Origin of the sequence: Actinoplanes sichuanensis (genome assembly GCF_033097365.1) — a bacterium.
Lineage (GTDB): Bacteria > Actinomycetota > Actinomycetes > Mycobacteriales > Micromonosporaceae > Actinoplanes > Actinoplanes sichuanensis.
Window position 1 is genome coordinate 7,168,796 of record NZ_AP028461.1, and the last position, 14,150, is coordinate 7,182,945.

Sequence of the window (14,150 nt, forward strand, 5' to 3'; positions counted from 1 at the left end):
CGGGTGCCGGGGCGGTTCCTTTTTGCTCGCCGAAACCCCTCAAGACCCTTCCCGGGACGCCGATGGTGGCGGTCGAACGGGCGAGCTGGGGGCCTTCGGCGAGTACTGGGGCTACCGGCCCGCACCCGGTCGGACAGGGAAGGAGTGGCCGTACCGAAGCAAAGGTCTGAAGAGGAAGCGGAAAACGAACGGTGACCCAGGGAGACGTCCCTGGGTCACCGGTGAAACGGAGGATCAGTAGGCGCCCGAGCTGCGGACGACGGCGCTGACCGTGCGGAAGAGGATGGCCAGGTCCATGGCGAGTGACCAGTTCTCGACGTAGGTGAGGTCGAGGCGGATCGACTCCTCCCAGGACAGGTCGGAACGCCCGGAGACCTGCCACAGGCCCGTCAGGCCGGGTTTGACGACCAGCCGGCGCAGCATGTCGGCCGGGTAGTCGGCGACCTCCTTGGCCAGCGGCGGACGCGGGCCGACCAGCGACATGTCGCCCTTGACCACGTTGATCAGCTGGGGCAGTTCGTCGATGCTCAGGCGGCGCAGCCACTTGCCGACCGGGGTGATCCGCGGGTCCGAACGCATCTTGAACAGCGCGCCGTCGGTCTCGTTGAGGTTGCCGAGCTCGAAGAGGCGGGCCTCGGCGTCGACCGTCATCGTCCGGAACTTGTAGAGCGTGAACGGCTTGCCGTCGCGGCCCACCCGCTCCTGCGTGAAGATCGCCGGGCCGCGGCCGCCCTTGCCGAACTTGACCAGCAGCGCGACCACCGCCAAGGCGGGCGAGGCCAACATGATCAGCAGGATCGCGCCGATCCGGTCGAAGATCTCCTTGACCACGCGGGCGCTGCCCTTGAGCCGGGGGTGCTCGACGTGCAGCATCGGCAGGCCGTCGACCGGGCGGATGGTGGTGCGGTCGCCGGCCACGTCGACCAGGGTGCTGGCCACGATCAGGTCGATGTCGTCGCGTTCCAACTGCCAGGCCAGCCGGCGGACGGCCGGGCCGTCGATCTCCGGGCAGGACAGCACGATCACGGTGTCGGCGTCGGACCGGGCGACCGCGGTGGCCACGTCGTCGAAGGTGCCGTAGATCGGTGGCATGCCGGTGACCGCGTGGCTGCGGACCATGCCCGGCGGCAGACACGCGCCGATGACGCCGAGACCGTGGTAACGCTCGCGGCTGAGGCGGCGGGTCATGTCGAGGACGGCCCGCTCGTGTCCGACCAGGACCACCCGGTGCAGGCGCTGCCCGCGGGCCCAGGCCCGGTGCAGGCGCTGCCGGTAGAAGAAGCGCGCACCGAGGTCGACGGCGATCGCCAGCGGCATCGCGATGCTCACATAACCGCGAGCCAAACGCAGGTCGAATGCGAACGAAACAATGGCGATGGCGGCGGTCAGCGCCAATCCGGCCCGGAAAACCCGCGCATACTCCTCGGTGCCCACGAAGAGGTGACGAGGCTCATACGCTCGGTTGAACGCGAGGCAGGCGATCCACGCGACCGGCAATAGCAGGGTGAGCAGAAGGTAGTCACGCTGATACGGCGCGATGCCCTCGCTGCCGAAGCGGATCAGCAGTGCCCACGAGGCGGCACTGAGGGCGACCAGGAAGTCTAGGAGATAGAGCGTCAGCGCATAGCGGCTCTGCCAGCCGGCTCGCGCTTTCGTCGCCCGGGAGCGCGCCTTGAGCTGCGCGGCCGTCGCCGCCAGGTCAACGGTCTCCACGGATTCAATTGTCTGCACGCCAGGCCCCCAACATCGGCTGCGACCGACTCATGATGATCCAGATCTGTGGTGTGCTCGGACACACCCGACCACGAACGCCCCATGCCGGAAACCACCGAGACACAGAAGACAGACTGTCAACGCGACCACGTTCGCGCTACATCTTTCCGTTCGACAGCCATGGCGATTCGGATGATGCCGTAAGCGAAGTGGCGGAGGTGTCCAGTTAGGACGGCCAGGAAACAAGTGTTATCGACTGTCGTCAATCCGACGCAACGATTCGACAAAGCTGTGGCACGCGTCGTAACGCGGCAACAAACCGTTCACGCCGGCCTCGGCCAGGCTGGGAGCCTCGGCATCCTTGCCGGACAGTACGGGGTCTGACACCGGCCAGGCAATGCCGAGTTCGGGGTCAAGCGGATGCACTCCGTGTTCATGACCGGGGCGGTAGGTCGACGAGCACAGGTACGCCACGGTCGCCCCCTCGGTCAGGGCGCAGAATCCGTGCCCCAGCCCCTCGGCCAGGTAGACGGCCCGGCGGTCCTCGTCGTCCAGGCGCACCGCCTCCCACGAACCGAACGTGGGCGACCCGACCCGGATGTCCACGATCACGTCGAGCACCGCGCCCGACACGCACGTCACGTACTTGGCCTGCCCGGGCGGAACATCGGCGAAATGAATGCCGCGCACCACACCCTTGGCCGACGTCGAGAGGTTCGCCTGCGCCAGGTCGAGCCGGTGCCCGACCGCCTCCTCCAGCGCGTCGAACCGGTACCACTCCAGGAACCGGCCCCGGCTGTCACCGTGCTGCACCGGGGTCACCTCGAAGGCGCCCTCGATACCGAGCGGGCGGATCTTCACCGCAGACCACCATCCAGTAGCCGCAACAGATACTGCCCGTAACCGCTCTTCAGCAACGGCTGCGCGACCGCGCGCAACTCGTCGTCGGAGATGAAGCCGAGCCGCCAGGCCGCTTCCTCCACACAACCGATCTTCAAACCCTGCCGCTCCTCGATCACCCGGACGTACTCCGAGGCCTGAACCATGGACTGGAAGGTCCCGGTGTCCAGCCAGACGGTTCCCCTGTCGAGGACCGTGACCTCGAGCCGCCCCTGGCGTCGATACTCCTCGTTCACCGCGGTGATCTCCAGTTCGCCGCGGGCGCTGGGCTCCAGATTCTCGGCGATCTTCACCACGTCGGCATCATAGAAGTACAGGCCGGGGACCACGTACGTCGACTTGGGATGCTCCGGCTTCTCCTCGATCGAGAGCACTTTGCCCGATTCGTCGAACTCGACGACGCCGTACCGCTCGGGGTCGGCCACCGGGTACGCGAACACCCGCCCGCCGTCGACGTCACCGAACCGCGCGAGCTGCCGGCCCAGACCCACCCCGTGGAAGATGTTGTCGCCGAGGATCAGGGCGACCGGTTCGTCCCCGATGAAGTCGGCGCCGATCCGGAACGCCTGGGCGATCCCGTCCGGCTTCGGCTGCACCGCGTACTGGAGGTCGAGCCCGAACCGACTTCCGTCACCGAGCAGTCGCTCGAAGTGAGGCTGGTCCTCGGGGGTGGTGATCACCAGGATCTCGGAGATCCCGGCGGACACCAGCGTGGTCAACGGGTAGTAGACCATCGGCTTGTCGAAGATGGGCATGAGCTGTTTGGACATGGCCATGGTGATCGGCCAGAGCCGGGAACCGGTACCACCGGCGAGAAGAATTCCGCGCACCGGCTGACCCTAAACAGTCGCCGCCTACGTCTACACTCGCCACCCGTGCAGATTTTCGTAACCGGTGGTGCCGGCTTCATCGGATCGGCCTACGTCAGGGCCCTCTTGCAGGACGAGTACGCAGGTGCGGCGGGTGCATCGGTGACCGTTCTGGATCTGTTGTCCTATTCAGGAAATCGTGACAACCTCCCGGTGTCCGATCCCCGACTCCGATTCGTACAGGGCGACATTTCCGATTCCGACCTGTTGCGGGAACTACTTCCCGGACACGATGTGGTAGTGCATTTCGCCGCCGAATCACACGTGGACCGGTCGATTTCGGGCGCTATGCCGTTCGTCACAACGAATGTGTTGGGCACCCAGACACTTCTCGACGCGGCCCGCGCCACGGGGGTCCAGCGGTTCGTGCACGTCTCCACCGACGAGGTGTACGGCTCCATCGACGAGGGCTCGTGGACCGAGACGTGGCCGCTGTCGCCCAACTCGCCGTACGCCGCCTCCAAGGCCGGCTCCGACCTGATGGCGCTCGCCGCACACCGCACCCATGGCATGGACGTCGTCGTCACCCGGTGCTCGAACAACTACGGTGAGTACCAGTTCCCGGAGAAGGTCATCCCGCTCTTCGTGACCAACCTGATGGACGGCAAGCAGATCCCGCTCTACGGCGACGGCGGCAACATCCGTGACTGGCTGCACGTGACCGATCACTGCCGTGGCATCCAGGCGGTCCTGGAGAAGGGCCGGGCGGGTGAGGTCTACAACATCGGCGGCGGCACCGAGCTGACCAACCGCTCCCTGACCGAACGCCTTCTCGAAGCCTGCGGTGCCGGCTGGGACATGGTGCGGCCGGTCACCGACCGCAAGGGCCACGATCGCCGCTACTCGCTCGACATCACCAAGATCAGCGAAGAGCTGGGGTACGCGCCACAGGTCACCATCGACGAGGGACTCGCCTCGACCGTCGCGTGGTACCGCGACAACCGCGCCTGGTGGGAGCCGCTCAAGTCTCGGGCCGGCCTCTGATGCGCTGGCTGATCACCGGGGCCGGCGGCATGCTCGGCCAGGACCTGCGACGGGTCCTCGCCGAACACGGTGAGACCGACGTGGTCGCCGCCACCCGCGGTGACCTCGACATCACCTCGGCGTCACAGGTGCGCGACGCGGTCGACGGCGCCGACATCGTGCTCAACGCCGCCGCCTGGACGAACGTCGACGGCGCCGAGACCGACGAGGAGGCGGCCACCGCGATCAACGGGCACGGCGTCGGCGTCCTCGCCGCCGCGGCGGGCAGTCGTCTCGTGCACGTCTCCACCGACTACGTCTTCGACGGGACCGCGACCACGCCGTACCCGGAGGACACCCCGCACGCGCCGCTCAACGCCTACGGCCGGGGCAAGGCGGTGGGCGAGACGGCGGTTCTGGCCACCGGCGGTTACATCGTCCGGACCGCTTGGCTGTACGGCGAACACGGCCCCAACTTCGTGCGGACCATGCTGCGGCTGGCCGAGGACCGGGACACCCTGGACGTGGTCGACGACCAGGTCGGGCCGCCCACCTGGTCGTACGCCCTCGCGCAACTCCTCGTCGATCTCTCGCACGCCGCGGTGGCGGGCCGGGCCGCGCCCGGTGCCTACCACGGCACCGCGGCCGGTTCCACCAGCTGGTTCGGCCTGGCCCGGGCGGTCTTCCTGGAGGCCGGGCTCGACCCGGACCGGGTCCGCCCCACCACCAGCGACAAGTTTCCACGGCCGGCCCGACGCCCCGCCTACAGCGTCTTGGGCCACGACCGGTGGGCGGGCACCGGAGTCGCGCCACTGCCGGATTGGCGAGGCATGCTCAGCAAGGCGATGCCACTCTTCCTGCCCTGACCCGCCCCCACCGCGCGGCGAGCCCGCAACCAGCCCCCACCGCGCAGTGAATCCTCAACCGGATTCGCCGCGCGGTGAACTCGCAGCCGCATCCACCACGCAGCAAGCCCAGCCGCACCCACCACCCAGCCGCATCCACCACGCAGCAAGCCCACAGCCGCACCCACCACCCAGCCGCATCCACCACGCAGCAAGCCCGCAACCGCATCCACCACGCGGCGAGCCCGCAGCCGGATTCACCGAGCAGTAAGTGCCGTCGTTCTGTCATGCGTTTGGGTCACCGCAACCAGCCCCACGGCGCGGTAAGCCCCGCAACCAGCCCCACCCCGCGGTAAGCCCCGCAACCAGCTCGCGCAGTGCGCCCACAGCCGAACTCACTGCGCGGCAGGCGACCCGGCTGTTGCTCCGCCGGTGGTCTTTGCCGGCCCCCGGACTGTGAAGGGTCAGTGGCGCTTCGGCTTGACCGCCAGTACCGGGTGGTCCGCGTCGAGCAGGATCTGCTGCGCGGTGCTGCCCAGGAACAGCTTGCCCACCGGACTCCGGCGGCGGAGGCCGATGACGATCACGGAGGCCCGGCTTTCGCGCGCGATGTCCAGCAGCACGTCAGCGAACTGACCCGTATGCGCGGCCTGACGGATCTCCAGGGGCACGCCGGCGGTGGCCGCTCTCCGTGTCAGCTCCGCAAGATCGTCGGGCGCGGCCACGTCCCCGCTGACGGGTGCCCCGCCACGTGGAGAGTTGATCAACAGGACCGATTCGGATCGGCGGGTTGCCTCGTCGAGCGCGGCCGCGAAGGCCGCCTCGCCCTCCGGGGTAGGGAGATATCCCACCAGGACGGTCATTCCGACTCCTCAGGATGAAGATCACGACGGACGGACTGGGACACAGGCTCAGCTTTCCGACGATCCGCCACGCCAGATCCAGCCGCATCCGCGTCACGTCCCGCCGCATCCGCTTCAGATCCAGCCGCGGACGCATCACGTCCAGCCGCGTTCGCGTCAGATCCAGCCGCGCCCACGTCACGTCCAGCCGCATCCGCGTCACGCCCAGACGCGCCCGCGTCGGATCCAGCCGCGCCCACGTCCGCGCCTCGTCCCGCCGCGCCCGCTTCCCGTCCCGCCGCACCCGAGCCCGCGTCCCGACCTGCCGCGCCCGAGCCCACGTCCCGACCCGCCGCGCCCGCTTCCCGTCCCGCCGCACCCGAGCCCGCGTCCCGGCCCGCGGCGCCCGCGTCCCGTTCAGTCGCGTCCGGGAGGGGTGGCTTGGGACGACGTCGGTGAAGGAGCGCCCGCGCCAGGGGCAACAGGATCACCGCGAGGAAGGCGGCGGCGAGGACTCCGGAGATCGGGCGGGTCAGGAAACCGGTGAGGTCGCCGTCGAAGAGCAGCAACGAGCGGCGCAGCGACGTCTCCAGCAGGCTGCCCAGGACGAACGCGAGCACCATCGGCCCGGGATCGAAGCCGGCCTTCTTCATCAGGTAGCCGAGGACGCCGAACCCGATCACCAGGCCGATGTCGAAGACACTGTTGTTGACGGTGTAGGCCCCGACCAGTGTGATCAGCACAGTGATCGGCGCCAGCACCGCCGCTCGTACCCGCAGGATCCGGACGAAGACGCCGAGCAGCGGGATGCTCATGATCAACAGTAGGACGTTGCCGAGATACATCGAGTTGACGACGCCCCAGAACAACTCCGGATGCTCAGTGACCAGTTGCGGCCCGGGTGTGACCCCCTGGATGAGCAGCGCCCCGAAGATCACCGCCATGGTCGCGTTGGCCGGAATGCCGAGCGACAAGAGCGGGATGAACGATGAGGTCGCGGCCGCATTGTTGGCGGTCTCCGGCGCGGCGACGCCCTCGATGGCGCCCTGCCCGAAGCGTTCCGGATGTTTGGATCGGCGTTTCTCCAGCGCGTAGGCGGCCATTGACGAGAGGACCGCACCGCCACCGGGCAGGATGCCGAGGACGAAGCCGATGACCGAACCGCGGCCGATCGCGCCGGACGACTGCCGCAGGTCGGCACGGCTCGGCCAGACGTTGGTGACCCTGGTGGGCGCCTGCACCGCGCGGTGGCGCTCCTCCAGGTTGTAGAGGATCTCGCCGAGACCGAAAAGGCCCATCGCGATGGGTACGAAGTCGATGCCGTCCGCCAGCGAAAGGTTGCCGAACGTGAAGCGCTCGGCGCTGGTGAAGTCGTCGCGGCCGACAGTGGCGAGCAGCAGGCCGATCGCCGCGGCGGTGAGGGCGCGGATGCGGCCACCGCTGCTGATCGTGCTGACCAGCATGATGCCGAGCAGCGCGAGCACGGTGTACTCGGGTGGGCCGAAGTCGAGGGCGAAACCGGCGACGATCGGAGCGACGAGAGTGAGCGCGACGATCGAGAGGGTCCCGCCGACGAAGGACCCGATGGCGGCGATGCCGAGGGCGGTGCCGGCTCTGCCCTGTCGGGCGAGGGCGTGGCCGTCGAAGACGGTGACGACGGAGGATGCCTCGCCGGGCAGCCGCAGCAGAACCGACGTGATGGTGCCGCCGTACTGGGCGCCGTAGAAGATGCCGGCCAGCATGATCACCGCGGTGACCGGTTCCAGACCGAAGGTGACGGGGAGCAGGATCGCGATGGTGGCGGCCGGACCGAGCCCGGGCAGGACGCCGATGAGCATGCCGATGACGACGCCGACGAGGCAGTACAGCAGGTTCGCCGGTTCGAGGACGACCGCGAAGCCGTCGATGACCGAGGACAACGGTCCTCCAGGGGATCAGAACAGGTGGGGGATGGTGACGTCGAGCGCGCCGACGAACAGCGCATAGAAGACGACGACAATGCCGAGGCTGACGGCGATGGACGTCCGCAGGCTCTCCCGGCCGAGGAAACGCAGCCAGGCGAAGGCGAGCAGCACGGTCGGGATCTCGAAGCCGATGGTGGCGATCACCGCGACGTAGGCGATCATGCTGGTGACGGCGGCGACGACCAGCAGACTGCTGCGGGTGAACCGCTCGGGGGGCTCGGCGCGGCGGGCCTGCACCGCCAGCGCCAGACCGAGGATCACCAGGGCGACACCGATGACCATCGGCCAGGTGCCCGGACCGGATCCGAGCCCGGCGGCGCCGACGACCGCCGCAGCCCCGAGCGCGATCACGACGACGGCGGCGATCAGGTTGGCCGACGGACCGGCCGCGGGCGGCCGGTCGTCAACGGGCTCGGTGGTCACTTGGCGCTCAGGTCGATCTTGTGCTGGGCCACCAGGTCACGGTACGTCTGAAGCGAACCGTTCCACTGCTGGAGCAACGCGGCACCGTCAACCTCGTTCGCGGTCAGCAGCCGCTTGGTGTTGAAGTCCTTGTACGCCTGATCGGCGAAGCCCTTCTGGAAGGCCGCCCGCAACCGGTCCACCACCTCCTTGGGGGTGCCCTTCGGCGCCACGATCGCCCGGGACTGCTGGACCGGCACGTTGAACCCGGCCTCGGTCGCGGTCGGGGTGTCCGGCATGTAGCTGGGTCGCTGAGTGGCGAACGTGACGAGCGGAACCGCCTTGCCCGCCTCGATCTGTTCCTTCGCCTCGCCGAGCTGCACCGCCGCCACATCGACCTGGCCGCCGAGGACCGCGGTCAGCGCCGGTGCTCCCCCGTTGAACGGCACCGCGGTGGCGTCCACCCCCGCCTGGGCGAACAGCAGGGTCTGGGTGAGTTGACTGCCGGTGCCGACGCCCGTGGTGGCGAACTTGATCGGCCGTTTGGCGGCGACGATGTCCTGGACCGTCTTGAACCCGGTCTGCGGATTGGCGATGAGGACGAAGTCGTCCTGCGAGATCCCGGTGATCACTTCGTAGTCGTTGACGTCGACGGCCTGGTCGGCGGGCACGGCCAGGGGCGTGATGTAGGCGAGCGAGCCGACGAACACCATGACCGTGTAGCCGTCGGGCTTGGCGGACGCCAGTTCCTTCGCCGCGACCGCCCCGTTGGCGCCGGGCCGGTTCTGGACGGTGACGGCCTGCCCGAGGTCCTTGCCGGCGGGATCGGCCAGGGCGCGGCCGATGAGGTCGGTGCTGCCGCCGGCGTCCTGGCCGATCAGCAGGGTGACGGCCCGTTCCGGGTAGGCGGCGGTGGAGCCGCTGTCGCCGTCGGAGCCGAGGTTGCCGCCACAGCCGGCGAGCACGAGCAGGCCGGCCAGGCCGATCGCGGGGAGCGTTATTTTCATCGGGAATCTCCCGCTTGTGAGGGGGGTCACTGGTGCCGCGAGCCTATGACCGGGCAGTAATGCATGTCCAAGCCAATTAGTGCATCGATTGATACCTTGACGGCATGACTTACTCCCTCGAACAGCTGCGAGGTTTCATCGCCGTCGCCGAGGAACTGCACTTCGGCCGGGCAGCGGTCCGGCTGCGGATGACCCAGCCTCCGTTGAGCAGGCAGATCCAGAAGCTGGAGGCAGCTGTCGGGGTGCAACTGCTGGAACGGGACAACCGCCGGGTCCGGCTCACCCCGGCCGGCCACGTGTTCCTCAACGAGGCCCGCCGCATCCTGGTCATCGCCGAGGCCGCTCCGGCTCTGGCCCAGCGGGTGTCCTCCGGCATGCGCGGCGTGATCAAGCTGGCCTTCACTTCGGCCTCGACCTTCGGCGTCCTCGGCCGGATCCTCGATCACCTCGACCTGGACCTGCCCGAGGTGCACATCGAGCTCTTCGAGATGGTCACCCGTGAACAGCTCGACGCGCTGACCGCCGGCGACATCGACCTGGGGCTGGCCCGGCCGCCCTTCGACCCTGAGCTGTTCGAGTCCCGGCTGCTCCACCGGGAGGCGCTGCTCCTCGCGGTGCACGAGGATCATCCGCTGTCCGAGCTGCGCCGGCCGGTGGTTCCCGCGGACCTGGTCCGGGAGCCGCTGATCTTCCACTCCCAGCAGAAGGCGCGGTACTTCTACGACCTGGTGGTGAGCATGGTGCCACTCGCCCAGGAGCGGGTCATCCACACCGTCAGCCAGGTGATCACCATGTTGTGGCTGGTCTCGGGCGGTCGTGGGGTGGCCTTCGTCCCGGAGTCGGCGCGGCTGATCGGGATTCCGCACGTCAACTATCTGCCGATCGCCACACCGATCGTCGATCCGGTCGAGCTGCACCTGCTGTGGCCCCGGCGATCCGACAATCCGGCGCTGCCGAGGGCGATCTCGGCCCTCAGTTTTCTGATGCATTGACGGTATCAATCGATGCCGAAACACTCTTGGACAGGCATCGTGGTCGGTTCCTACGGTTGCTTCGTGAACGCGATTCCCCCTCTCGACCTGGCCGCCCGGCTGGCCTCGGGCCTGCTGTCGTTCCCCGTCACCCACTTCGACGATCACCTCGCCTTCGACGAGAGCCGCTACCGCGAACACCTGTCGTGGCAGGCGAGCTTCGGCGTGGCGGGTCTGTTCGCCGCCGGCGGCACCGGCGAGGGCTTCTCCCTCACCAGCGCCGAGATCGACACCGTGGTCCGGGCGGCGGTGGACGAGGTCGGGTCGCAGGTTCCGGTGATCGCGCCGGCCACCGGCAGCACCGCGCAGGCGGTCGCCCAGGCACAGGCGGCCGAGGCGGCGGGTGCCGCCGGGCTGCTGCTCTTTCCTCCCTACCTGACCGAGGCCAGCCAGTCCGGTCTGATCGCCCATGTCGAGGCGGTCTGCCGGGCCAGCGGGCTGGGCGTGATCGTCTACAGCCGGGCCAACGCCGTCCTCGAGGACGTCACGGTCGCGACGCTCGCCGACCGAAACCCCACGTTGATCGGCCTGAAGGACGGGATCGGCGACATCGAGCGGATGACCCGCACCTACGCCCGGGTCGGCGACCGGCTGATCTATGTGGGCGGTCTGCCGACGGCCGAGACCTTCGCGCTTCCCCTGCTTCAGCTCGGCGTCAGCACCTATTCGTCGGCGCTCTACAACTTCCTGCCCGAGTTCGCGCTGCGCTTCTACGCCGCGGTGCGCGCCCAGGACCGGGTCGCCGTCTACGAGATGCTCAACGACTTCGTCATCCCCTATCTCGACATTCGTGACCGGGCCCGCGGCTATGCCGTCTCGATCATCAAGGCCGGGCTGACCGCGGTGGGGCGCGACGGCGGCCGGGTGCGGCCCCCGCTCACCGACCTCACCGAGGACGAACGCTCCGACCTCAGCCGGCTGATCGAGAAGGTCAGGTCATGAAACCCACAGTGGAGCGCATCGAAGTGGTGCCGGTCGCCGGTAACGACAGCATGCTGCTCAATCTCAGCGGGGCTCACGGGCCGTTCTTCACCCGTACCGTGGTGGTCCTCACCGACAGCGAAGGCCGCACCGGGCTGGGCGAGGCACCCGGCGGCGAGGCGATCCGCCGCACCCTGGAAACCGCCGGTGGACTGTTGATCGGCAGACCCGTCGCCGAGTTCGCCTCGCTGCTGCGCAGCTTCGCCGAGATCCATGCCGCGCAGGATTCCGGTGGTCGGGGCCTTCAGACGTACGATCTACGCGTCACCATCCACGCGGTGACCGCACTGGAGTCGGCACTGCTCGACCTGCTCGGCCGGCATCTGGGGGTCCCGGTCGCCGAGTTGCTCGGTGAGGGCAGGCAACGAGACAGCGTGCCGGTGCTCGGATACCTCTTCTACATCGGTGACACGTCCCGCACCGACCTGCCCTACCAGCACGAGACCGACCCGGCCGACGACTGGGAACGACTACGTCGCGCGCCCGCTCTCACCCCGTCGGCGATCGTCGCGCTCGCCGAGGCCGCCCAAACCCGTTACGGGTTCCACGACTTCAAGCTCAAGGGTGGCGTGTTCGCCGGAGAGCTGGAGGTCGAGGCGGTGCGTGCCCTGGCCGAGCGGTTTCCCGACGCACGGATCACGCTGGATCCCAACGGCGGCTGGCTGCTGGAGGACGCCATCGCGCTCTGCCGTGACCTGCACGGTGTGCTGGCCTACGCCGAGGATCCGGTCGGGGCCGAGGGCGACCTGTCCGGGCGGGAGACGATGGCCGAGTTCCGACGTGCCACCGGGTTACGCACGGCTACCAACATGATCGCCACCGACTGGCGACAGATGGCCCATGCCGTCCGCGCACACGCCGTCGACATCCCGCTCGCCGACCCGCACTTCTGGACCATGCGAGGGTCGGTCCGCGTCGCCCAACTCTGCCACGACTTCGGGTTGACCTGGGGCTCGCATTCCAACAACCACTTCGACATATCGCTGGCGATGTTCGCGCACGTCGGCGCTGCGGCGCCCGGGGAGATCACCGCACTCGACACCCACTGGATCTGGCAGGACGGTCAGCGGCTCACCCGTGAGCCGCTCCCGATCCGTGACGGTGCCATCGCCGTACCGTCCACCCCCGGTCTCGGTGTCGATCTCGATCGCGACGCCCTCGCCGCGGCCCACGAGCTCTACCTGGAACACGGGCTCGGCGGGCGCGACGACACCACGGCCATGCAGTACCTCCTACCCGGTTGGCGCTTCGACCCCAAGCGCCCCTGTCTGGTGCGGTGACCCATGACTGACCGAATCACAGGTATCACGCTCTCCTCCGTCACGCTGCCGCTGAAACAGGCGATCAGTGACGCCAAGGTGCTCACCGGTCGGCAACGCCCGATGACGGAGGTCGCCTTCCTCTTCGCGGAGATCCGTGCCGAGTCCGGTCTGGAGGGTGTGGGCTTCAGCTATAGCAAACGAGCCGGAGGGCCGGCCCAGTTCGCACACGCCCGGGAGGTCGCGCCCGAGCTGCTCGGCCAGGACCCCAACGACATTCAGCGGCTCTGGACCAGGCTCGTGTGGGCCGGCGCCTCGGTCGGGCGCAGCGGTGCCTCCACCCAGGCGATCGCGGCGATCGACGTGGCGCTCTGGGATCTCAAGGCGAAACGGGCCGGACTGCCGCTGGCCAAGCTGCTCGGCGCCCACCGCGACTCGGTGCGCTGCTATGACACCTCGGGCGGGTTTCTGCACGAGCCGATCGAGCAGGTGCTGAGCAACGCCACCGCCTCCCTCGCCTCCGGGATCGGCGGCATCAAGATCAAGGTGGGGCATCCGTCGGCGGCGGTCGACCTGGCCCGGGTGCGGGCGGTGCGTGAGCACGTCGGCGACGAGACACCACTCATGGTCGACGCCAACCAGCAGTGGGACCGGCCCACCGCACAGCGGATCGGGCGAGCGCTGGAGGAGTTCGGGCTCGTCTGGATCGAGGAGCCACTCGACGCCTACGACGCGGAGGGGCACGCAGCGCTGGCCCGCAGCCTGGACACGGCGATCGCCTCGGGTGAGATGTTGACCAGCGTGGCCGAGCATCACGAGCTGATCCGGCACGGCGCTGTCGACATCATCCAGCCGGATGCGCCCCGGATCGGCGGCATCACACAGTTCCTGCGGCTGGCAGGCCTCGCCGAGCACGCCAACCTGATCATGGCGCCGCACTTCGCCATGGAGATCCACGCCCACCTGGCCGCCGCATATCCCCACGAACCGTGGATCGAGCACTTCGACTGGCTGCACCCGCTCTTCGACGAGCGCTTGGAGATCCGCGACGGGCGCATCCATCTCTCCGATCGTCCCGGCCTCGGCGTGACCATCAGCGACCAGGCCCGCCAGTGGACCGTCGACCGGGCCGACCTCGGCACCCCGCCATGATCAACCGACCGTCACCCACCACAGGGCCGCATCGCTCGACCGGCCGCCTGACGTCGCAGCCTCACACAGCGCCACCGGTCAAGGCCCTCAACGTCCGGCTGGTCACCGCTCCGGCGGTAACGGCTTCGCGCGCCACGGGCGACCCGATCGTGAATCGTTCACGTGGCGCACCGGACCGCCTTCGGACCAGACTGGGACTCGCGACGGCAACACCGATGTGTC

At 68.6% G+C, this 14,150-nt stretch carries 13 protein-coding genes; 6 read left to right on the forward strand and 7 right to left on the reverse strand.

The window, feature by feature from the left end; all coding sequences use genetic code 11:
* Window positions 1–234: 234 nt before the first annotated feature.
* The 3 genes from Q0Z83_RS33090 to rfbA form a co-directional block, all read right to left on the reverse strand.
* Window positions 235–1,713: a sugar transferase gene (locus Q0Z83_RS33090; RefSeq protein ID WP_317787159.1), complete on the reverse strand. Its 1,479-nt coding sequence runs from the start codon at window positions 1,711–1,713 to the stop codon at window positions 235–237.
* Window positions 1,714–1,962: 249 nt separating this feature from the next.
* Window positions 1,963–2,574, reverse strand: a complete 612-nt coding sequence (rfbC, locus tag Q0Z83_RS33095) for a dTDP-4-dehydrorhamnose 3,5-epimerase (protein ID WP_317787160.1) — start codon at window positions 2,572–2,574, stop codon at window positions 1,963–1,965.
* Complete coding sequence (gene rfbA / locus Q0Z83_RS33100; RefSeq protein WP_317787161.1) at window positions 2,571–3,443, reverse strand: glucose-1-phosphate thymidylyltransferase RfbA; 873 nt, start codon at window positions 3,441–3,443, stop codon at window positions 2,571–2,573. Before rfbA ends, rfbC begins: the two co-directional genes overlap by 4 nt.
* 45 nt (window positions 3,444–3,488) lie before the next feature.
* Between rfbA and rfbB the strand changes: the two genes are divergently transcribed.
* Entirely contained in the window at window positions 3,489–4,466 is a 978-nt protein-coding gene (gene rfbB, locus Q0Z83_RS33105; RefSeq protein ID WP_317787162.1) for a dTDP-glucose 4,6-dehydratase, read from the forward strand.
* Entirely contained in the window at window positions 4,466–5,311 is an 846-nt protein-coding gene (gene rfbD / locus Q0Z83_RS33110; RefSeq protein WP_317787163.1) for a dTDP-4-dehydrorhamnose reductase, read from the forward strand. The genes rfbB and rfbD overlap by 1 nt, the downstream gene beginning before the upstream one ends.
* Window positions 5,312–5,754: 443 nt before the next feature.
* Here rfbD and Q0Z83_RS33115 read toward each other — a convergent pair whose 3' ends face one another.
* Genes Q0Z83_RS33115 through Q0Z83_RS33130 form a run of 4 tightly spaced genes read right to left on the reverse strand, consistent with a single transcriptional unit; the run spans window position 5,755 to window position 9,505 of the window.
* Window positions 5,755–6,153, reverse strand: coding sequence for a universal stress protein (locus Q0Z83_RS33115; RefSeq protein WP_317787164.1), 399 nt, complete (start codon window positions 6,151–6,153; stop codon window positions 5,755–5,757).
* Complete coding sequence (locus Q0Z83_RS33120; RefSeq protein WP_317787165.1) at window positions 6,150–8,051, reverse strand: tripartite tricarboxylate transporter permease; 1,902 nt, start codon at window positions 8,049–8,051, stop codon at window positions 6,150–6,152. Before Q0Z83_RS33120 ends, Q0Z83_RS33115 begins: the two co-directional genes overlap by 4 nt.
* Before the next feature lie 15 nt (window positions 8,052–8,066).
* On the reverse strand, window positions 8,067–8,519 hold the full coding sequence (locus Q0Z83_RS33125) for a tripartite tricarboxylate transporter TctB family protein (protein WP_317787166.1): 453 nt from the start codon (window positions 8,517–8,519) through the stop codon (window positions 8,067–8,069).
* The gene (locus tag Q0Z83_RS33130) at window positions 8,516–9,505 is read right to left on the reverse strand and encodes a tripartite tricarboxylate transporter substrate binding protein (RefSeq protein ID WP_317787167.1); all 990 of its coding nucleotides are present in this window, start codon (window positions 9,503–9,505) and stop codon (window positions 8,516–8,518) included. Before Q0Z83_RS33130 ends, Q0Z83_RS33125 begins: the two co-directional genes overlap by 4 nt.
* A gap of 104 nt (window positions 9,506–9,609) precedes the next feature.
* On the opposite strand from Q0Z83_RS33130, the gene Q0Z83_RS33135 reads away from it, so the two are divergent.
* From Q0Z83_RS33135 to Q0Z83_RS33150, 4 genes are all read left to right on the forward strand, one after another.
* On the forward strand, window positions 9,610–10,497 hold the full coding sequence (locus Q0Z83_RS33135; protein ID WP_317787168.1) for a LysR family transcriptional regulator: 888 nt from the start codon (window positions 9,610–9,612) through the stop codon (window positions 10,495–10,497).
* A gap of 63 nt (window positions 10,498–10,560) precedes the next feature.
* Window positions 10,561–11,478, forward strand: a complete 918-nt coding sequence (gene kdgD / locus Q0Z83_RS33140; protein WP_317787169.1) for a 5-dehydro-4-deoxyglucarate dehydratase — start codon at window positions 10,561–10,563, stop codon at window positions 11,476–11,478.
* Window positions 11,475–12,797, forward strand: a complete 1,323-nt coding sequence (locus Q0Z83_RS33145; RefSeq protein WP_317787170.1) for an enolase C-terminal domain-like protein — start codon at window positions 11,475–11,477, stop codon at window positions 12,795–12,797. The genes kdgD and Q0Z83_RS33145 overlap by 4 nt, the downstream gene beginning before the upstream one ends.
* Before the next feature lie 3 nt (window positions 12,798–12,800).
* On the forward strand, window positions 12,801–13,928 hold the full coding sequence (locus Q0Z83_RS33150) for an L-talarate/galactarate dehydratase (protein WP_317787171.1): 1,128 nt from the start codon (window positions 12,801–12,803) through the stop codon (window positions 13,926–13,928).
* Window positions 13,929–14,150: the final 222 nt, after the last annotated feature.

Coding starts and splice junctions, on each gene's coding strand:
- rfbD (WP_317787163.1), top strand. CDS start 4,466: ATGCGCTGGCTGATCACCGGGGCCGGCGGCATGCTCGGCCAGGACCTG.
- Q0Z83_RS33115 (WP_317787164.1), bottom strand. CDS start 6,153: ATGACCGTCCTGGTGGGATATCTCCCTACCCCGGAGGGCGAGGCGGCC.
- Q0Z83_RS33130 (WP_317787167.1), bottom strand. CDS start 9,505: ATGAAAATAACGCTCCCCGCGATCGGCCTGGCCGGCCTGCTCGTGCTC.
- Q0Z83_RS33135 (WP_317787168.1), top strand. CDS start 9,610: ATGACTTACTCCCTCGAACAGCTGCGAGGTTTCATCGCCGTCGCCGAG.
- Q0Z83_RS33145 (WP_317787170.1), top strand. CDS start 11,475: ATGAAACCCACAGTGGAGCGCATCGAAGTGGTGCCGGTCGCCGGTAAC.
- Q0Z83_RS33150 (WP_317787171.1), top strand. CDS start 12,801: ATGACTGACCGAATCACAGGTATCACGCTCTCCTCCGTCACGCTGCCG.